A 19,263-nucleotide genomic window follows, 5' to 3' on the forward strand; every position below is an offset into this window, starting at 1 on the left:
CGGTAATTAAATATTAAAATAAAAAGCATGAGGTAATCTTTTATAAATGCTCGGAAGGATCCCAATAAACCTTGTCTAAATTTTGAATTTGATTATCGACAACCTCTATACCTTCACTTTCTAAAAGTTGTTGCATAAGGTTGGTTCCGTCAAAATGATGTTTACCAGTTAGTAAACCTTTTCTATTTACCACGCGGTGGGCAGGAACATCTTTTCCGTGAGAACCATTCATGGCATAACCAACCACTCTAGAACTTCTTGCAGCTCCCAAATATTTGGCAATAGCTCCATAACTAGTAACACGGCCAAATGGAATTTGCTTTGCCACTTGGTAAACTTTATCGAAAAAATTTAGTGTTTCTGGTTTCATAGTTATATTTCTCTAATAATATTTATTAAAGTTACTATTGCAATAATACCAGTAATACTGCCAATAATGCGGTTCATATTTTTTTGAGACGTTAATGTTTTACTCTTTATTTTATCAAAAAAGAAAATGTACATGTAAAGGGTAACAAAAGTACCCATAGCTGCACCAGCAACATAAGAAATAATACTGGTTTGACTAAAATCTAACCACCCAAAAGATGCCAAAGTAATAGTCATGTAAGCTTGGTAAGGTATCGGGAATACATTTATACCGGATAAAAACAAACCTTGAAAAAAACGACTTCCTTTACTTCTAATTTTGGGTTCTACCTGTTCCTTAGGTTCAGACTTAGCTATAAACAAGAAATAGATAGTAATTAAAACAAAAATAACGAACGCTACACGCTGTAACACATCTATTACATCGTGATTTTTACTTAAATAACGCGCAAAAATCGCTGCTATAGAAGTTTGAATAATTACAACAACACAGGCACCAATAGAAAACATAATACCCCGAACATGACCTTCTTTTAGACTAATTTTTGCGGCCGTCATGTTTAGTAATCCTGGCGGAATAACACCCACAAGCGCAAAAACCAACCCTAGAAAGAAGATAAATGTAATATTCAAAACTATTTGATTTTAAATTTAATATAGGTAATAGCCTTATTTTTCTCTAAGTATTGCGACTCATAAAAGGTTTGAATACTTGTTACCTCTTCTGGGCTACCTTCTTGTTTGTAAACATTATGGTTGGCATACAACACTTCGTGACCTGCACCATGCAATAAACCAAGTGTGTAACCGTGCATAAATTCGCTATCAGTTTTTAAATTCATAACACCGTCTGGTTTTAGAATTTGCTTGTAACGCTCTAAGAAAACAGCATTAGTCATGCGGTGTTTGGTACGCTTGTATTTTATTTGTGGATCTGGGAAAGTAATCCAAATTTCGTCTACTTCATTATTAGCAAAAGCGTGATCGATAAGTTCTATTTGCGTACGCAGAAAAGCCACGTTAGGTATATTTTCTTCTGTAGCTGTTTTTGCGCCTCTCCAAAACCTAGCACCTTTAATATCGACACCTATAAAGTTTTTATTTGGATATTTTTGTGCTAATGCAACCGAATATTCTCCTTTTCCACAGCCTAATTCTAGAACTAATGGATTATCGTTTTTAAAAACCTTAGAACGCCATTCTCCCTTTAGACTAAAAGTTGACTCTACCAATTCTTCTCTTGATGGTTGAAACACGTTGGAAAAAGTTTCGTTTTCTCTAAATCGTTTCAGTTTATTTTTACTACCCACAGTATATTAACTATTTGTTATTATTAGTTTTGAATTGGTAAAATTACGGAAATATACCCAAGTGTTTATATGCTTACCTTTGAATTTGCCGAAAAGTGCGTTAGGGATTGATGCGGCATCCTTTTTTTGCTAGATTAAACTTAAAAAACCGACAATAACCACTTGGTTTGTCTGTAATTTAACAAAACCAACTTTATAAAGTTGCATAAAAAAAGATATAGCGGAAAGCCCGATCCTTGTGGTAACGCCATAATAAAAGCTTTTATTTAGAATTTTAATTGATGAAAAAACGAATTTTAATTGCGCCGTTAAATTGGGGTTTAGGGCATGCTACGCGATGTATACCTATTATTAATGCATTAATTTTAAACAACTTCGAACCTATAATTGCTAGTGATGGCGTAGCTTTGGCTTTGTTAAAAAAGGAATTCCCTAATTTAAAATGCATTGAATTACCTGCATACAACGTAACGTACGCTAAAAACGGAAAGCATTTTAAGCTGAAACTTATTAAAGATTCGCCTAAATTGATGCAAGCTATTAAGGCTGAAAAAAAAGCGACTAAAAACATTGTTGATTCTGAGGGTATTTCTGGGATTATATCGGACAACCGATTGGGTGTTAGGAGTAAAAAAGTGCCATCTGTTTTTATTACGCATCAATTAAACGTTTTGAGTGGTAGCACGACTTGGCTAAGCACTAAAATGCATCAGAAAATTATTAATAAATTTGATGCCTGTTGGGTTCCCGATACACCGGGCGATATTAATTTAAGCGGAAAACTAGGCCATGTAAAACGTTTTGAACTGCCTACAACTTACATTGGGCCATTAAGTCGTTTTACTAAACAGGAGACTGAAATTAAAAATGATGTTATGGTGCTAATCTCTGGTCCAGAACCACAACGGACCATGTTAGAAGAACGTCTTTTAAATGAATTGGAAGTTTTTAACGGCCAAGTAGTTTTTGTGAAAGGTGTAATGGAAAATGAGCAAACCAAGGAAGTAAAGGACAACATGACCATTTATAATTTTATGACATCGGCATTACTAGAAAAAACAATAAATGAAAGCGAATTGATTGTTTCTCGATCGGGTTACACCACCGTAATGGATTTAGCTAAACTAAATAAAAAAGCACTTTTTATACCTACACCAGGGCAGTTTGAACAAGAATATTTAGCAGAACGACTTAGTGATATGCGCTTGGTGCCAACTTGTAGTCAGGACGATTTTAACATAAAAGTGCTAGAAAACATTACCGGTTATGCTGGATTAAAAGCTTTTGATTTTGAAATCGACTTTAAAAAATTATTCAGCTTTTTCGAGGGTGAATGAGAATTCACTACCCACACTGTATTCACTTTCAACATATATTTTTTCTTGGTGTGCCTCAATAATATGTTTTACTATAGAAAGTCCAAGCCCAGAACCGCCTTCTTTTCTAGAACCTGTTTTATCAACTCTATAAAAACGCTCGAACAATCGTGGTAAATGTGCAGATGCAATACCCTCGCCATTATCGGTTACCCGAACAATAATTTTGTTTTTTATTAAATTTTCGATACTAATTTCAGTAGTACCTTTTTCACTTCCGTATTTAATAGAATTCACAATAAGGTTAATTAAAACCTGCTGAATGCGCTCTTTATCTGCCTTAACAAATATTGGCTTTTTATAATTCATATCGAAGGTTAACGTAATTTTCTTCTTTGCCGCTTTCATTTCCAGCATATCGAAAATTGTTTCTACCAACTCTACAATATTAAAAGTTTCTATTTTAAGTCTTAAATCTCCAACTTCCAATTTGGTAATCATATCCAAATCTTCCACAATATAACTTAAGCGTTCAATACCTTTACTGGCACGCTCTAAGTATTTTTCGCGAATTTCTTTGTTGTCCATTGCTCCATCAAGTAAGGTTAAAATGTAACCTTGTACTGTAAACAATGGCGTTTTTAACTCGTGAGACACATTTCCCAAAAACTCCTTTCGGTATTGTTCTCTAACTTTAAGAGTTTCTATTTCTAACTTTTTATCGCGTGCAAATTTATCTATTTCTTGAGTAAGCGTGTGCATATCGGTAGTAATAGCACCTTTGGTAAGCTTTGCCGATTCTAGTAAAGTTAGATCGTCGTATATTTTTTTAACACGCCGATATATAAATCGCTCTACTCGATATTGAATAACAATAAAACAGAAAACATAGGTACTAATAGCAAGCACGGGAATTTCCCATAACTCAATATTAGAGAAGTAAAATAAAAAAACGCCCAATAAGAGCGTTATATATAAGGTAATATAAAACGAAGTAACTCTCGCGAATCGATACGATTTTTTAAATTTAGTCTGTTTCATTACAAATTAATCTACAAACTTATAACCTACACCTTTTACAGTTTTAAAGCTTTTATCACCTAGTTTTTCACGTAATTTTCTAATGTGCACATCAATAGTACGTCCGCCAACAACAACTTCATTACCCCAAACGGTATCTAATATTTCGTCGCGTTTAAAAACTTTTCCAGGTTTAGAAGCTAATAAAGAAAGTAATTCAAACTCCTTTCTTGGTAAAATAATTTCTTTCCCTTTAGAAGTGATTTTATACTCGTCTCTATTAATAACTAAAGATCCAATTTTCAAGGTATCGGCAACATCTTCTTCCTTAAAACGACGAAGAAGCGCTTTTACTTTACTCACTAAAACTTTTGGTTTTATAGGCTTTGTAATATAATCGTCCGCACCAGCATCAAATCCTGCTACTTGAGAATAGTCTTCACCACGAGCTGTTAAAAAAGTCACGATAGTATTTGCTAAATCGGGATGCTTTCTAATTAATTCACAAGCTTCAATACCATCCATTTCTGGCATCATAACATCTAGAATTATTAACTGTGGTAATTCTTTTTTTGCGATTTTAACACCTTCGGCGCCGTTTTCGGCTGTAAGCACCTGATAACCTTCACTTGATAAATTATAACCTACAATTTCTAAAATGTCCGGCTCATCATCAACCAACAATATTTTAATGTCTTTTTTTTTCATTTGTAAAGAAAATCTGTTTCTTGAAGTAAAGATAAAGCTAATAACATAATTTTATTAAAATTAAAAAATTAATAACACTAAGGTAACAATCGCGAAACAAATTGATAAACTTTATAACAAATTATAATAAAGTTAACTATTTTTTGGCATTAAAATTGTAGTATTCATCTAACTTTGAAATAACAAACGAGTAAATATGAAGAAACAATACTTTTTAATCTTTTTTACCATTATTTCTTTTTTTGCCATCCAGTCTATGGGTGCGCAAACCTCTAGCAATACAACACCTAAAATCGAAGGTTTAACCATTTACCCAAACCCGGTAAGTGCATACGATAATGAAGTTTCTATAGCATCAAAAAGCAACTTAACAAAAACGGTAAAGATTTTTAATGTGCTGGGAAAACAAGTACTTTCTGCCAGACTTATTGGTAAAACACTTAATATTTCAAAACTAAGTAAAGGGGTTTATATTTTACACATTACCGAAAATCAAGTGAGTGAAACTAGAAAACTGATTGTAAAATAATTTTTTTGAACATATAAATATAATAGCGCTACCAATTGGTAGTGCTTTTTTATTTTATCTACTTTTGTACTATAATATTTAGGCTACTAAAACTACTGAACCGTTTTATGCCTTTAATGACTATTGAAATCTATTTATGATCGATAAAAACGCCATTTTCAAAATAAAAACACCCGCTGAATTCGAAAGCTTAGCATTAGAAGTTTTTAAATTTCAGTTTGAAAACAATAGGGTGTATCGTTCATTTTGCGACCTATTATACATCCATCCAACAGATGTAAAAACAAGTAACGATATTCCTTTTTTACCTATTCAGTTTTTTAAAACTCGAGATATTTTAAGTACTAAAGATGCCGTTGAAACAACCTTTACTAGTTCTGGAACTACCGGAAGTGCGACGAGCAAACACCATGTTACCGATTTAAAGATCTACAAGCAGAGTTTTAATAAAGGTTTTGAACACTTTTATGGCAATATTGAAGATTATGTTATTCTTGGATTACTGCCGTCTTACTTAGAACGTGAAGGCTCGTCATTAATATACATGGTCGATGCTATGATTTCGAAATCAAAACATGCTGAAAGTGGTTTTTATCTCGATAACATCTCCGAATTAAAAGACACCTTAATAAAGCTAGATGCTGAAGGCCAAAAAATATTACTTATAGGTGTTTCTTTTGCGTTGCTAGATTTAGTTGAAATGCATCAATTCAACTTAAAAAACACCGTAATCATGGAAACAGGAGGTATGAAGGGCCGCCGAAAAGAATTGATTCGCGAAGAACTACACAAACAATTAAAAGCTGGTTTTGGCACAAAAGAAATCCATAGTGAATATGGTATGACGGAATTATTAAGCCAAGCCTACTCGCAAGGTCATGGTGTATTTAAATGTCCAAGTTGGATGAAAGTCTTAACTCGAGACACCGAAGATGCTTTAACTATAAACACCAGCGAAAAAGCGGGCGGAATTAACGTTATTGATTTAGCAAACATCAACTCTTGCTCCTTTATTGCAACCCAAGATTTAGGCCGTGTAAATCCAGATGGATCTTTTGAAGTTATTGGTCGTTTTGACAACTCTGATATTCGAGGTTGCAACTTAATGGTGTTATGATAACAAAAAACACTTTGTAAGTAATTGAAACTATATACGACCAAACCATTGCTAAGAAAAAGAATGATTAGTAATAAATTTTGGTTAATTTATTAGGCCCGATGTAAAAGTCGGGCTTTTTGTTTTTTATTAATGAATTGAAAAAGCATCTCGATCGTTCAAAAACTTCAATTTATTTCTATACGCTTCCACATGGCGCTTCTCTAAAGTAATTATTTGAGTACCTTCTTCGTGCGGTTCGAAATTAGATAACTGATTTCCTAAAACATCGTAGACAGCAGAGTGACCAGAATATTCACTATTCACACCATCTACACCTACTCTATTCACACCAATACAATAACTCATATTCTCGATAGCTCGCGCTTTTAAAAGCGTATCCCAAGCCGTAACACGTGGTTTTGGCCAGTTGGCTACATAAATCAATACTTCGTAATTTTCAGTATTTCTTGCCCATACGGGAAAACGTAAATCGTAACAAATTAACGGACAGATTTTCCAACCTAGATAATCTATAATCAACTTTTCATTGCCTGCCGTATATGTTTTCTCCTCGCCAACTAAGGTAAAAGCATGGCGTTTATTATAAATAGTAATTTTACCCGAAGGTTCTACAAATACTAAACGATTGTAATACTTACCCGCTTCTGTTATTACCAAACTACCAACAATAGCCGCATCTTTTTTAGCAGCCATATCTTTTAGCCATGTAATAGTTTCCCCATCCATAGTTTCCGCTACCTTTTCAGCGTTCATGGTAAAACCACTTGTAAACATTTCAGGCAGTATAATGAGATCTATACTGCCTGAAATTTGTTCTATTTTTTCTGCAAACTGCTCACGGTTTTTTTGAGGATTTTCCCAAACTAAATTCGCCTGAATTAACGCTACCTTAAGCTCTTTTTCCATACCGTGATTTTATTTTATAGTTTACTTTTTGCTTTATCTAACTTTTCTTTTAGCTTCTCAATATTCTCTAGCGACTTCTTTTCGTCTACCGGAGACAATTTACCTTTATTTTTTAACTTTTCGTATTTCGAAATAGCATCTTTATGCTTTTTTCCTGCTTTTTCAAAATTAGACTTTGCCTTCTCTTTAGCCTTCAATGCTTTTTCGGCCTTCTTTTGTTCTTTTTCAGCTTTTTTTAATGCTTTCTCCTGATCCTTTTTCGCTTTCTCTTCTTTCTTAACAGCCTTTTCTTTGGCTTTTACCTTTTCAAGCTCTGCCTTTTCAGCTGCTTTAGCTTTGTCTAATTCTGCTTTTTTAACACTAAAAGCATCCTTTATTTGTTGTTGATCTTCAATAGATAATGTTTTTGTAACATCGGCTCCATCTTTAATAATTTTACTACCTTTAACTTGGTATGTCGCTTCTTTAAATACTACCTCTTGTGCATTAACTGCAAAACAGAATACAAATAAGACTAGGGTTGCAAATATATTTTTCATAATTAATTTTATTTTAAGTTTTTATAAATAGTGTTATACTCTTTTATTTTAGCTTCTAAATCTTCAAAACGGCCTTGCCACTTCTCTTCATCACTAGGCGATAGCTTACCTTTTTCTTTTAGTTTATTATACTTCTCTTTTTTACTCTCTAGTTTTTCTTTAGCCTTTAAAAAATCGTCTCGAGCATCTTCTATTGCTTCTTGTTTCTCTTCTAATTGTTTTTGACTTTCCTCTAAGGCTTCTTGCTTTTCCTTAGCTTTCTCTATAGTTTGCTCTACTTTTTTCTGCTCCTTTTCTAACTTTTCTTTTTTATCTTCAGCAAGACGCTCAGCTTCAAGGCGCTTACTTAAAACGGCCTTTATGTCTTTCTTCTCGTTTTCGGATAACAGCTCTGTAATATCTTTACCTTTACTATAAAAGTTATCGTTTTTCACTTTATACACAGCACCTTCTTCCATTATAACACGCTCTCCACTTCCGCAAGACATGCATAAACCAATTAATGCTATGGGTAATATTTTTATCATCTTCATATTCTATACCTTTTTTTTAAGATTCTCTATCTATTTAGACACAAAATTAAGGGTTAGTCACTAGCTTAACACCCTTTTAACAAAGGCCTAAGTTCGCAACCTCTTCAAATTAACGTAAAATGAAGTTAAACAACGCATTAGCCATTTAATTGAAAAACGCGTATGTTAAAATTAGAGCTGAAAAATGACACAATAATCAAAGAGTGGCGATTATTTTTTCTTCGGAACACCTTAAAAGAAGCTCTTAATTATACAATTTCCATTTTCTTCAATAGAAAAGATGCATTCATGTTTTTACAAACTCCCGTTTTAAGAGTGTAATCAAAATGAAGTTCATCATTAATAATTTCAGCATCGAAGTAATAGTTTTTTACTTGCGGTAGTTCGTTTTCAATTTCGCACAAACTTAAATCGTGCGTTGCAATAATTCCGGTAGCCTTAGAAGCCACTAATTTTTCAACAAACTTACGAGAACCAATAGCCTTATCGGTACTATTTGTCCCCTTTAAAATTTCATCTAAAATAATAAAATAAGGTTCTTTTTGAATAGCATCTACAATGTATTTTAATCGTGTTAACTCAGAAAAGAAGTACGAGCTATCATCGGTTAACGAATCTGTGGTGCGCATACTTGTAATCAATTTTACAGGCGAATATTCACTCGTTTCAGCACAAATAGGCAAACCAACATTGGCCATAACAATATGCAGAGACATAGTACGTAAAAAGGTGCTTTTTCCTGCCATATTTGCCCCAGTAACAATAAAGAATTCCTCATTACCCATAGAGACGTTACTATCTACACGTTTAGACTTGTTTAACAAAGGGTGCCCTAAATTTGTAGCTTTTATAACCGACCCGTTGTTTACTATTTTAGGAAACACAAAATCAGGATGATTAAAATTAAAACCACCTAAGGAGTTATAAGCATCGAAAAAGGAAACCACCTCAAACCAATCTTCAACTTTATCAGCATATTGATTAATCCATTTTTCAATACGGTAGCTGTTTTTAATATCCGACAAGAACAAGCCGTTACCAAATATAGCCGAGATAATATTATTGCGATTATCTAATGCATCCAAACCTTTGGATAACTCTTTAAAAATAAGTGACGCCTTTTTATGTTCCGATTGAATTTTTTCTTGTTTCTTCTGAAGCAATTCTGAAGTGAAATTTTCATTTTCAATTAAATTCAACAATAAAGCATACTGACGAAATGTATCTTTAACCTGATCGGCTCCTGTTGAAAGTTGATTGATACGCTTGACATAAACACCAGAAAAGCCTAAGCCAATAAGCAACCAATAGCCAACAATTTCAGAATTAATTAAATTCAAAATAGTTAATACAAATAATGTTACCGAAATAACAGTAAACCCTATTGGTAACCATTGCATCATTTTTGGCAAAAACGTTTTATAATTTTTTAACCATGTTACAATTTGCTTTGCAGACGTTTCTGTTTCAATCAAACTCGAATTAGCATCATAATGCTGCCTCCATTCGGGCTTACTACTTAATTCTTCTATGGCTTTTTGTCGTGAAACAATATTTTCAGTATTGTTCGCTTTTAATAAGTCAGCCAATCGTTCTTGTCCTTCAGTAATCGTTGTTCTGTTTATAAATTGAAAAAATGAACCTCGACCAAATAAATCGATATCTAAACTATAAAAATGATTTGGGTCTTGAAATTTAAGTCCCTGATCTCGATCATGAAAATTACCCGAAGCAATTTTAATCTCTTCTTCATTTATAACAACCAGCGCTTTTTTAAACTGACGTTCGCGTTTAATATCGTTATACTTTGATAATAAAAACAGAAAACCCACAACACCCAAAACCCCAATACCTAAAGCAATTTGCCAGTTTTGAAAAGTGAAGTATATACCAAAACCTGTAGCAACAAAAACCAACAACCTTAGCATGCTTAAGGTTATCATTTGCTTATGCAACTTTTGTGCTTCTGCAGTGTATGTTGCTTGATGTTCTTGGTAATAATCTATAGGTGCACTCATTTTGTTTATTTGAATTGGTAAAGAAACGAAAAAGCTCTGAAATCTGTTTTTCAGAGCTTTGTTTTTAACTAAGTTTTACATTGAATTTAACATCGCTTAGAATGTTAAACTTCAAAAGAAATTTATTTATTATGCTTAATCTCTAGACATAAAAATACGTAACACATACCAAAACAGTAGCATGAGCGAAGCAAACAAGCCTAAAGCAGCAGGAATATAATCTTCAACACCATATTTATTTACCAAATTTGATGTTTGATACAAAATTGAACCAGCAGCTAAAAGACACATACCAACCGAAAACCAAAGTCCTAAATTGAAACCAAAAATACTACCAGCGATAATTAACCCAATAGCAATAAAAAACCCAACGGTTAATCCTGCTTTTAAAAATGAAAAATCTTTTTTAGTAACAAAAACAATAGCCGATAATCCGCTAAATAAAGCCAATGTAACAATACCGGCTTGTTTTAAAATATCTGGCCCTGTTTCCATGGCATAAGCTGCAATGTATATAAGTGGTACAAAAATAAAAGCTTCGGCTAAAATGTAAAGTCCATAAGCTAAATATTGTTTGTTTTTGTCTGGCGTTTTAAGCGCCATACCTTCAGCATAGTTTGTAATAAACATAAAACCACCAAGCATAATAAGCCAACGCCAACCTTGCGTCATGGATAAAGCGAACTCTACAACTGTATCACTTTGTAATAATAAGTATTCAAAAAGAATAAATGCCAAAACACCACCCGCAACATGCGAATACGTTTTTTTATAAAAAGCCACTCTATCTACTTCAGATAGTTGACTTACCATAAGCTTACCATTAAATGTTTGATTCATAATTTGGGATTTAATTGATTTTTAAATTATTAATAGGTATTAATCTCTAGAGCCACCAAATACTTGAAAAGCCCAATATACTAAAGACGCTAAAGAACCAATTGCAGCAACTAAATATGTACGTGCAGCCCATTTTAAGGCATCTTCCGATCCTGCATATTCTTCTTGAGACAACATGTTTTTATTTTTCAACCACGCCAAAGCACGGTTACTAGCATCGTATTCTACCGGTAAAGTTACAAAACTGAATAAAGTTGCAAAACCCATCATGACTAATCCAGCAACGGCAATCCAATATCCAAGTCCTAAACCTGCTGCGGCACCTAACATTAAACCACCAATAACAACCCATTGTGACATATTTGACGTTACACTAACAACAGGTACTAATTTAGATCGCACCCCTAACCATTGATACGCTTGCGCATGTTGCACGGCGTGACCACACTCGTGTGCTGCCACAGCCGCAGCTGCTGCGTTTCTTTGATTATAAACAGACTCACTTAAGTTTACTGTTTTATTTGTTGGATTATAATGGTCGGTTAATTGCCCAGGTGTAGAAATAACCTCAACATCGGTAATACCGTTATCTGCTAACATTTTTGTAGCAATTTCGGCGCCACTCATGCCATTTCTCAGTTGTATTTTAGAATATTTGGCAAACTTTTTCTTTAAGGTACTACTCGCTATCCAACTTAAAAGCGCTATGGCACCCAATAATATATAATATCCAATCATTTTGTTTAGTTTTTAATTTCTAATGTAAATATATCAAAAATAAAGCCAATTGCATATTGTGCTAGTTTGTCAGTTAATTTTTAGATGCATAGCGCTTTATAAAAAAATGGTTAACTTCGTTTAACCCCACATATTAATTAATGAAACGATTTAATATCGCGACATTCTGATTCTAAATAATGAAAATACTACTAACAGGTTCCACAGGTTATATTGGTAAACGTTTAATTCCGGTTTTAGTTGAAGCCGGACACGAAGTGATTTGCTGCGTGAGAGACCCCAAACGGTTTAATCCGCCAGAATCTTTAGCAAAAAGCATTACGGTGCTTCAATTAGACCTTTTAGATCAAGCTTCTTTAGAACATATTCCAAAAGATATTGATGGTGCTTATTATTTGGTACACTCCATGTCTTCGGATGGTGATTATAAATCTTTAGAAGAAACATCTGCAAAAAACTTTAGGAATGCTTTAAAAAACACAAACGTAAATCATGTGGTTTATTTAAGTGGTATTGTTAACGAAACCGAACTCTCTAAACATTTAAGCTCAAGAAAAAATGTAGAAATAGAACTGGCAAAAGGCGATTACAACTTTACAGCTTTACGCGCCGGAATTATTATTGGCTCCGGAAGTGCTTCTTTTGAAATTATTAGGGATTTAGTTGAAAAGCTCCCGATCATGATTACTCCAAAATGGTTAAACACCAAATGCCAACCCATCGGCATTTCCGATGTTATGGCTTTTCTTTCTAAATCGATGTTTAACCCCGAAACTTATAATGAGAATTTTGATATTGGAGGTCCTGATGTTTTAACCTATAAAGAGATGCTTTTAAATTTTGGTAAAGCCAGAAACTTAAAACGTAGAATTTATACGGTTCCGGTAATGACACCCAAACTATCATCGTACTGGCTTTATTTTGTAACCTCAACATCGTACAAATTAGCATCGTCTCTAGTACATAGCATGAAGGTTGAAGTAGTTTGCCGTGATAATAGAATAAATACCATTTTAGGCATAACACCTTTGAGTTATGAAGAAGCCTTAAAACGCGCTTTTAGTAAAATTGAAAATAATGAAATTCTGTCGAGTTGGAAAGATGCTTACTCCAGTAGCGGATTAAACTTTAATATATCCGAATTTATACAAGTCCCCTCTTTTGGTTGTTTTAAAGATAGTAGAACGAAAGCTATTGAAAACCGCGAAGCTTCTATAAACAAAATTTGGGCTATTGGCGGAAACACCGGCTGGTATTATGGCACATGGCTTTGGAAAATTAGAGGCTACATGGACAAGCTTTTTGGCGGTGTTGGATTGAGGCGCGGACGCACCAATCCGGCAACCATTAATGTTGGTGATTCTATTGATTTTTGGCGTGTATTGTATGCCGATAAAGAAGAAGGACGTTTACTTTTATTTGCTGAAATGAAACTTCCGGGTGAAGCTTGGTTGGAGTTTAAAGTGGTTGACAATAAACTAACTCAAACCGCAACTTTTAGACCGCTTGGTTTAGCCGGCAGACTGTATTGGTATTCGGTATTACCTTTCCATGGTTTTATTTTTAAAGGTATGCTGAAGGCTTTAGCTGAATAATAGTCACCCAAAACCCTACATAATAAAAGAAATCATTTTTATTTATTTTATAACATGAACTTAGAGGATATAAGAAGAAATTACGAAAATTTTGATGATGAAAAGTTAATTGAAATAGCTACTAAAGACATCCAATCTTTAAGAAAAGAAGTAATACCAATATTAGAGGCTGAATTACTTAAAAGAAATATTTCATTAGCAGATGCACAAGAAAGAACAAACGTAAAATCTAATACTGAACCCAACACCAAAAAGAAAAAGGAAGACAAAATTTTCACAAAGGAGAATATTGAATTCATGAATTCTTTTGAAATACCTCATATTTTAAAAAACGGAAAAGCATATTACGTTAAAGGAGATATTACTACAATTTTTTCGATTTTACTGGCAGTACTTCTTGTCCTGTTTTTATTTAAATCGCAATTTGGTGGTGGTGTTAAATTAATACTATGGACAATAATTGCATCTATTTTAATAAAGCTTATACTTAAGAAAATGAACTTTGGAAAAATAGCCGAAGTACACCCAACCAAAATTATTTTACCTAAATACCCTACCGTTAATTTTGGAATGTTTAGAATAATGATTCTGATTAGAATAGCTTCGAACCAGTTAGGAATGTTGGAGTTTAATTATAGAGATATTTCTAGAGTGTACCAGAAAGACACATTTACTAACAAAGGGTACTATTTGGATATCATCAATAGTACATCTAGAGAAACTGAAAGTCACAGAGTTTTCCTAGAGGTCCTTTCTGAAAATGATAGAAACCAAATACTAGAAATTATAAAACAGAAATCTGATAGCGCAGCCTAAACCACTTGTTTTCTACTGAAAAACCAACCTTAGCCCAAAGCCCGCGTTAGGGATAGAACGGCCTGTTTGAGCTCCCCGACCTTTTGGAAGGGAGCGAGTAGTGATAGCCCGACCCTTTTCGGGTAACGCCCAAATGATTATTTAAAACAAAAAAATCTGATTCTAGACATAATGCCTAAAACCAGATTTAATATATAGTTTGTGTGTTTTAAGAAACTATGCTGTTTCTAAAGACATATCGAAAGCTTCGGCTATTTCTTTGTACACAATTTTTCCTTTTATAATATTTAAACCTCTTGCTAGTGGCGCGCTGTTTTGACAAGCTTGCTCCCAACCTTCGTTTGCTAATTTAATAACGTATGGTAAGGTTACGTTGGTTAAACCCATTGTAGATGTATATGGTACAGCACCTGGCATATTGGCTACGGTGTAATGTACAACCTCGTCTATAATGTATGTTGGATCTTGGTGCGTTGTTGGGTGTGTAGTTTCAAAACATCCGCCTTGATCTACAGCAACATCTACCATTACGGTACCTGGACGCATTTCTTTTAACATATCGCGTGTTATTAATTTTGGCGCTTTTGCTCCTTTTAATAATACACCACCAATAATTAAATCGGCATCTACAATATGTTTACGTATGTTATATTCACTAGAAAATTCACTAATTACATTGTTTGGCATAGAATCACTTACATAACGTAAAGCCTTCATGTTAATATCCATAATAGTAACTTGTGCGCCTAAACCTGATGCCATTTTTGCAGCTTGGTAACCTACAATACCAGCACCTAGAATAAGTACTTTTGCTGGAGGAACTCCTGGAATACCACCTAATAAAATACCACGACCTTTAATTGGCTTCTCTAAGAATTTTGCACCTTGTTGTACAGACATACGACCTGCAACCTCAGACATTGGAATTAAAAGCGGTAAAGATCCGTCGTTATCTTCTACAGTTTCGTAAGCGATACAAACAGATTTACTTTTAATCATAGCTCTAGTTAATGGCTCACTAGATGCAAAGTGGAAATATGTAAATACCACTTGGTCTTCCCTAATTAAATCGTATTCTGGCTCGATAGGTTCTTTTACCTTCACTATCATGTCTGCAATTTCGTAAACAGCCTCTATGCTGTCTAAAATAGTTGCTCCTGCCTCTATATATTCTTCATCAAGAAAACCACTATTAAAACCTGCGTTTGTTTGTACGTAAACCTCATGGTTTCTTTTGGTTAATTCGAAAACTCCAGAAGGTATCATACCTACTCTATTTTCGCTATTTTTTATCTCAATAGGAACTCCAATTTTCATGTATTAAGCTTTTTTATAGATTTAAATCGAAACAAAATTAATACAAAATTTTGAACATTATAATCAAAATTGCGATTTTGTTAATTTATTTTCACTTAAAACCCAATATCACCAAACAATCTATAATTCACATCAATTTAATGGGAAAACGCTTTTTTGGTTAAAACAGCTCGAAAAACACGGGTTTTTAATTGGTATTGATAAAAAACCACTTGTTTTTATGAAAATATAGGAATTTTTCGAGCTTTTAAAAAATAGAATTTACGGCTGTTTTGGGCTCGTTTTTTTTATGATTTTTTTTTGTGCTTAATTTTAAGAATTAAAATCATTAAACAAAGTACCGAGGTAATGATATTGGCAATTACCATCGATAAGCTTTTTAAGTAAAACCCGTAAACCAACCAAAGCAATACACCAACAAACATGGCTAAAAACATGGTTAATGATACACCTTCTACATCTTTAGTTTTATAAGCTTTATAGACCTGCGGAACAAATGATGCAGTAGTTAAAGTGGCTGCAACCAAACCTACTATTTCCATGGGTTGAATTTCGAACATAATTTTATTTAATAATATAAATTGGGGTTAAACTAAAAAAGCCACCTTATAAAATAAGATGGCTTATTTCTATATGCTATTTGGCCTTAGCCAACAATATTTACAATTTTACCTGGCACAACAATAACCTTTTTAGGGGTACGGCCTGCAAGTTGCTCTTGTGTTTTTTCGTGAGCTAAAACGGTTTTTTCTATCTCGTCTTTGCTCATATCCATTGGTAGCTCTAAAGTAAAACGCATTTTCCCGTTAAAGGAAATTGGGTAATTTTTACTACTTTCTACCAAGTGGCTCGCATCAAACTCTGGAAAAGCCGCTGTAGAAATAGATTCGCTATTACCTAATTGGTTCCATAACTCTTCTGCAATATGTGGCGCATAAGGCGATAATAAAACCAATAACGGTTCTAAAATATCTTTAGAAGTACATTTTTGAGTGGTTAACTCGTTTACAGCAATCATAAACGTTGAAACCGATGTATTGAAAGAGAAATTCTCGATATCTTCTTGAACCTTTTTAATGGTTTTATGAAGTGTTTTTAAAGCATCTTTTGTTGCTGCTTGGTCTGAAACTTTAAGTCCGTTATCATCGACATACAATTTCCATAGTTTTTTAAGGAAGTTGTGCACGCCTGTAATTCCGGCTGTATTCCATGGTTTGTATTGCTCTAATGGCCCAAGGAACATCTCGTATAAACGAAGACTGTCTGCTCCGTAATCTGAAACAATGTTATCAGGGTTCACCACGTTGTATTTCGATTTAGACATTTTTTCAACTTCGCGAGCAACTTCAAAACAACCATCTTTTCCTTTAATAAAGCGAGCTTCATTATATTCAACTCTCCAGTTTTTAAAAGCTTCAAGATCTAACTGATTAGATGAATTAACAAAAGAAACATCCGCATGAATTGGCATAATTTTTATATCGTTCTCATCAACTTCTCCTAACTCCTTCTTAATTAAACCAATTACATCATCATTTAATTCTCCTTTATTTCCTAATAAATCATTAGAAATAAATACCCCTCTTTGCTTTTGAATACCTGTCTCTACAAATACTCTATTAACAAAAGCACTAGTCCCCAAAATCATCCCTTGGTTAATCAGTTTTTTAGCAAACTCATCAACAGGCACAACACCTTTATCGAACAAGAATTTTTGCCAAAAACGAGAATACAGTAAATGTCCTGTAGCATGCTCGCTTCCGCCAATGTATAAATCCACATCTTTCCAGTAGTCCATCGCTTCTTTACTCGCGAATTCTTCGGTGTTTGTAGAATCCATGTAGCGGTTAAAATACCAAGAACTACCTGCCCAACCTGGCATGGTGTTTAATTCTAACGGATGGATGGTTTCATTATCGATTAAATCGTTAGAAACGACTTCATTTTTATTAGTATCCCAAGCCCAAACGGTAGCATTACCTAATGGTGGCTCGCCGGTTTCGGTTGGTAAATATTTTTCTACTTCGGGTAATTTAATAGGTAAATGTGCAGCATCAATCATTTGCGGCATCCCTTTGACATAATACACCGGAAATGGCTCTCCCCAATAACGTTGACGACTAAATACAGCATCGCGCAAACGGTAATTGGTTTTACCTTCACCTTGTCCAATTTTCTCTAATTCGAAAATAGCACGTTTGGTCGCTTTTTTATAGTTCATGCCGTTAAGGAAATCACTGTTTCCTATCACGGTTTTTTCTTTATCTGTAAAGGCTGCTTCCGAAATATCGGCACCATCAAAAATATTAATAATTGGAATATTGAAATGATTCGCGAAAGCGTAATCTCTTTCATCTCCACAAGGAACCGACATTACGGCTCCTGTACCGTAACCCGCTAAAACGTAATCGCCAATCCAAACCGGAATTGGCTCTTTTGTAAACGGATGCTCGGCATAAGCCCCAGTAAATGCACCAGAAATGGTTTTGACATCGGCCATTCTATCACGTTCGCTACGTTTGGCAGTTGCTAAAATATAAGCATCTACCTCAGCTTTTTGCTCTGGTGTTGTTAACTGCGCTACTAATTCGTGTTCTGGAGCTAGCGTCATGAAGCTTACACCAAAAATAGTATCTGGTCTTGTTGTAAACACATCGATAACGGCATCGCTATCCTTAACATTAAAAGTAACAGAGGCTCCAACCGATTTCCCAATCCAGTTACGTTGGCTTTCCTTTAAAGAATCTGTCCAATCAATAGTATCTAAACCTTGAAGTAAACGCTCTGCATAAGCAGAAATTCGCATACTCCATTGGGTCATTTTTTTACGAATTACAGGATGTCCACCACGTTCGGACACGCCGTTTACTATTTCATCATTTGCTAAAACGGTTCCTAATGCTGGGCACCAGTTTACTTCCGTTTCAGCTAAATAAGTTAATCTATATTGAAGTAATACTTTTTGTTTGTCTTCCGAAGAAAATCCTTGCCAAGCTTCTGCTGTAAAAGGCGCAATGTTATCATCGCAAACGGCATTTACATTCGCATTACCTTCTGTTGCAAAAATATTTTCTAAAGTAGAAATATCTTCAGCTTTATTAGTATCGTTATTGTACCAAGAGTTGAATAATTGAATAAAAATCCATTGGGTCCACTTGTAATATTGCGGATCTGAAGTACGGACCTCACGAGACCAATCGAAAGAAAACCCGATTTGATCCAATTGACGACGGTAGGTTTTTATATTCTCGGCCGTGGTAATTGCCGGGTGCTGCCCGGTTTGGATCGCGTACTGCTCTGCAGGCAAACCAAAACTATCGTACCCTTGCGGATGCAATACATTAAAACCTTGGTGACGTTTGTAACGCGCATAAATATCGGATGCGATATAACCTAACGGATGCCCAACATGTAAACCTGCTCCACTTGGGTAAGGAAACATATCTAACACATAATATTTTGGTTTTTCGCTTTGGTTTTCGGCTTTAAAAGTTTGGTTTGTTGCCCAATATTTCTGCCACTTTTCTTCGATTTTATTGAAATCGTATATCATCCTATATCTTGTTTTCGTATTACTATAAGGTCGTTT

General features: G+C 34.3%; 19 protein-coding genes. 5 read left to right on the top strand and 14 right to left on the bottom strand.

The genetic code is table 11. The features are described 5' to 3' along the window. Positions 1–40: 40 nt before the first annotated feature. Genes BM246_RS08750 through trmB form a run of 3 tightly spaced genes read right to left on the bottom strand, consistent with a single transcriptional unit; the run spans position 41 to position 1,679 of the window. Positions 41–370, bottom strand: a complete 330-nt coding sequence (locus BM246_RS08750; protein ID WP_074937273.1) for an MGMT family protein — start codon at positions 368–370, stop codon at positions 41–43. A gap of 2 nt (positions 371–372) precedes the next feature. After that, entirely contained in the window at positions 373–1,002 is a 630-nt protein-coding gene (locus BM246_RS08755) for a LysE family translocator (protein WP_042504702.1), read from the bottom strand. 2 nt (positions 1,003–1,004) lie between these two features. Further along, complete coding sequence (trmB, locus tag BM246_RS08760; RefSeq protein ID WP_042504701.1) at positions 1,005–1,679, bottom strand: tRNA (guanosine(46)-N7)-methyltransferase TrmB; 675 nt, start codon at positions 1,677–1,679, stop codon at positions 1,005–1,007. 281 nt (positions 1,680–1,960) lie between these two features. Here trmB and BM246_RS08765 point away from each other — a divergent pair, with 281 nt between their 5' ends. Then, on the top strand, positions 1,961–3,016 hold the full coding sequence (locus BM246_RS08765; protein WP_074937276.1) for a glycosyltransferase: 1,056 nt from the start codon (positions 1,961–1,963) through the stop codon (positions 3,014–3,016). On the opposite strand, the gene BM246_RS08770 is transcribed toward BM246_RS08765, so the two are convergent. Both BM246_RS08770 and BM246_RS08775 read right to left on the bottom strand, forming a co-directional pair. Continuing rightward, positions 2,990–4,036, bottom strand: coding sequence for a sensor histidine kinase (locus BM246_RS08770; RefSeq protein ID WP_042497586.1), 1,047 nt, complete (start codon positions 4,034–4,036; stop codon positions 2,990–2,992). The two genes, BM246_RS08765 and BM246_RS08770, sit on opposite strands and share 27 nt — an antisense overlap. 6 nt (positions 4,037–4,042) lie before the next feature. After that, positions 4,043–4,723 (bottom strand): response regulator transcription factor, encoded by a 681-nt coding sequence (locus BM246_RS08775; RefSeq protein WP_042504700.1) that lies wholly within the window; start codon positions 4,721–4,723, stop codon positions 4,043–4,045. A 196-nt stretch (positions 4,724–4,919) separates the two neighbouring features. On the opposite strand from BM246_RS08775, the gene BM246_RS08780 reads away from it, so the two are divergent. Further along, positions 4,920–5,252, top strand: coding sequence for a T9SS type A sorting domain-containing protein (locus BM246_RS08780; RefSeq protein ID WP_074937279.1), 333 nt, complete (start codon positions 4,920–4,922; stop codon positions 5,250–5,252). A 136-nt stretch (positions 5,253–5,388) separates the two neighbouring features. Beyond that, complete coding sequence (locus tag BM246_RS08785; RefSeq protein ID WP_074937281.1) at positions 5,389–6,369, top strand: LuxE/PaaK family acyltransferase; 981 nt, start codon at positions 5,389–5,391, stop codon at positions 6,367–6,369. Between the two features lie 129 nt (positions 6,370–6,498). Here BM246_RS08785 and BM246_RS08790 read toward each other — a convergent pair whose 3' ends face one another. The 6 genes from BM246_RS08790 to BM246_RS08815 form a co-directional block, all read right to left on the bottom strand. After that, the gene (locus BM246_RS08790) at positions 6,499–7,278 is read right to left on the bottom strand and encodes an amidohydrolase (protein WP_074937284.1); all 780 of its coding nucleotides are present in this window, start codon (positions 7,276–7,278) and stop codon (positions 6,499–6,501) included. Positions 7,279–7,292: 14 nt separating this feature from the next. Next, a complete protein-coding gene (locus BM246_RS08795; protein ID WP_052415346.1) occupies positions 7,293–7,817 on the bottom strand; it encodes a hypothetical protein in 525 nt (174 codons plus the stop codon). 8 nt (positions 7,818–7,825) lie between these two features. Continuing rightward, positions 7,826–8,344: a hypothetical protein gene (locus tag BM246_RS08800; protein WP_159140064.1), complete on the bottom strand. Its 519-nt coding sequence runs from the start codon at positions 8,342–8,344 to the stop codon at positions 7,826–7,828. Between the two features lie 254 nt (positions 8,345–8,598). Beyond that, positions 8,599–10,368 carry a MutS-related protein gene (locus BM246_RS08805; protein ID WP_074937287.1) on the bottom strand — a complete coding sequence of 590 codons (1,770 nt, stop codon included), beginning with the start codon at positions 10,366–10,368 and terminating at the stop codon, positions 8,599–8,601. Between the two features lie 135 nt (positions 10,369–10,503). Further along, positions 10,504–11,208, bottom strand: a complete 705-nt coding sequence (locus BM246_RS08810) for a Bax inhibitor-1/YccA family protein (protein ID WP_042504696.1) — start codon at positions 11,206–11,208, stop codon at positions 10,504–10,506. 39 nt (positions 11,209–11,247) lie between these two features. Next, on the bottom strand, positions 11,248–11,946 hold the full coding sequence (locus tag BM246_RS08815; RefSeq protein WP_042497601.1) for a zinc metallopeptidase: 699 nt from the start codon (positions 11,944–11,946) through the stop codon (positions 11,248–11,250). A 179-nt stretch (positions 11,947–12,125) separates the two neighbouring features. Here BM246_RS08815 and BM246_RS08820 point away from each other — a divergent pair, with 179 nt between their 5' ends. Both BM246_RS08820 and BM246_RS08825 read left to right on the top strand, forming a co-directional pair. Further along, positions 12,126–13,541 (top strand): SDR family oxidoreductase, encoded by a 1,416-nt coding sequence (locus BM246_RS08820; RefSeq protein ID WP_074937289.1) that lies wholly within the window; start codon positions 12,126–12,128, stop codon positions 13,539–13,541. A 54-nt stretch (positions 13,542–13,595) separates the two neighbouring features. After that, entirely contained in the window at positions 13,596–14,357 is a 762-nt protein-coding gene (locus BM246_RS08825) for a hypothetical protein (RefSeq protein WP_074937291.1), read from the top strand. 216 nt (positions 14,358–14,573) lie between these two features. On the opposite strand, the gene ald is transcribed toward BM246_RS08825, so the two are convergent. The 3 genes from ald to BM246_RS08840 form a co-directional block, all read right to left on the bottom strand. Then, a complete protein-coding gene (gene ald / locus BM246_RS08830; RefSeq protein ID WP_042497609.1) occupies positions 14,574–15,674 on the bottom strand; it encodes an alanine dehydrogenase in 1,101 nt (366 codons plus the stop codon). A gap of 287 nt (positions 15,675–15,961) precedes the next feature. Further along, the gene (locus tag BM246_RS08835; RefSeq protein WP_042497611.1) at positions 15,962–16,234 is read right to left on the bottom strand and encodes a SemiSWEET family sugar transporter; all 273 of its coding nucleotides are present in this window, start codon (positions 16,232–16,234) and stop codon (positions 15,962–15,964) included. Positions 16,235–16,320: 86 nt separating this feature from the next. Next, positions 16,321–19,227 (bottom strand): leucine--tRNA ligase, encoded by a 2,907-nt coding sequence (locus BM246_RS08840; RefSeq protein WP_074937294.1) that lies wholly within the window; start codon positions 19,225–19,227, stop codon positions 16,321–16,323. Positions 19,228–19,263: the final 36 nt, after the last annotated feature.

This window comes from Algibacter lectus, from assembly GCF_900112395.1.
In the GTDB taxonomy this organism is placed as follows: Bacteria; Bacteroidota; Bacteroidia; order Flavobacteriales; family Flavobacteriaceae; genus Algibacter; species Algibacter lectus.

What these genes read in the sequence shown, in the direction of transcription:
- BM246_RS08750 (WP_074937273.1), bottom strand. Translation starts at nt 370, where the DNA reads ATGAAACCAGAAACACTAAATTTTTTCGATAAAGTTTACCAAGTGGCA.
- BM246_RS08765 (WP_074937276.1), top strand. Translation starts at nt 1,961, where the DNA reads ATGAAAAAACGAATTTTAATTGCGCCGTTAAATTGGGGTTTAGGGCAT.
- BM246_RS08770 (WP_042497586.1), bottom strand. Translation starts at nt 4,036, where the DNA reads ATGAAACAGACTAAATTTAAAAAATCGTATCGATTCGCGAGAGTTACT.
- BM246_RS08775 (WP_042504700.1), bottom strand. Translation starts at nt 4,723, where the DNA reads ATGAAAAAAAAAGACATTAAAATATTGTTGGTTGATGATGAGCCGGAC.
- BM246_RS08780 (WP_074937279.1), top strand. Translation starts at nt 4,920, where the DNA reads ATGAAGAAACAATACTTTTTAATCTTTTTTACCATTATTTCTTTTTTT.
- BM246_RS08785 (WP_074937281.1), top strand. Translation starts at nt 5,389, where the DNA reads ATGATCGATAAAAACGCCATTTTCAAAATAAAAACACCCGCTGAATTC.
- BM246_RS08790 (WP_074937284.1), bottom strand. Translation starts at nt 7,278, where the DNA reads ATGGAAAAAGAGCTTAAGGTAGCGTTAATTCAGGCGAATTTAGTTTGG.
- BM246_RS08795 (WP_052415346.1), bottom strand. Translation starts at nt 7,817, where the DNA reads ATGAAAAATATATTTGCAACCCTAGTCTTATTTGTATTCTGTTTTGCA.
- BM246_RS08800 (WP_159140064.1), bottom strand. Translation starts at nt 8,344, where the DNA reads ATGATAAAAATATTACCCATAGCATTAATTGGTTTATGCATGTCTTGC.
- BM246_RS08805 (WP_074937287.1), bottom strand. Translation starts at nt 10,368, where the DNA reads ATGAGTGCACCTATAGATTATTACCAAGAACATCAAGCAACATACACT.
- BM246_RS08810 (WP_042504696.1), bottom strand. Translation starts at nt 11,208, where the DNA reads ATGAATCAAACATTTAATGGTAAGCTTATGGTAAGTCAACTATCTGAA.
- BM246_RS08815 (WP_042497601.1), bottom strand. Translation starts at nt 11,946, where the DNA reads ATGATTGGATATTATATATTATTGGGTGCCATAGCGCTTTTAAGTTGG.
- BM246_RS08820 (WP_074937289.1), top strand. Translation starts at nt 12,126, where the DNA reads ATGAAAATACTACTAACAGGTTCCACAGGTTATATTGGTAAACGTTTA.
- BM246_RS08825 (WP_074937291.1), top strand. Translation starts at nt 13,596, where the DNA reads ATGAACTTAGAGGATATAAGAAGAAATTACGAAAATTTTGATGATGAA.
- ald (WP_042497609.1), bottom strand. Translation starts at nt 15,674, where the DNA reads ATGAAAATTGGAGTTCCTATTGAGATAAAAAATAGCGAAAATAGAGTA.
- BM246_RS08835 (WP_042497611.1), bottom strand. Translation starts at nt 16,234, where the DNA reads ATGTTCGAAATTCAACCCATGGAAATAGTAGGTTTGGTTGCAGCCACT.
- BM246_RS08840 (WP_074937294.1), bottom strand. Translation starts at nt 19,227, where the DNA reads ATGATATACGATTTCAATAAAATCGAAGAAAAGTGGCAGAAATATTGG.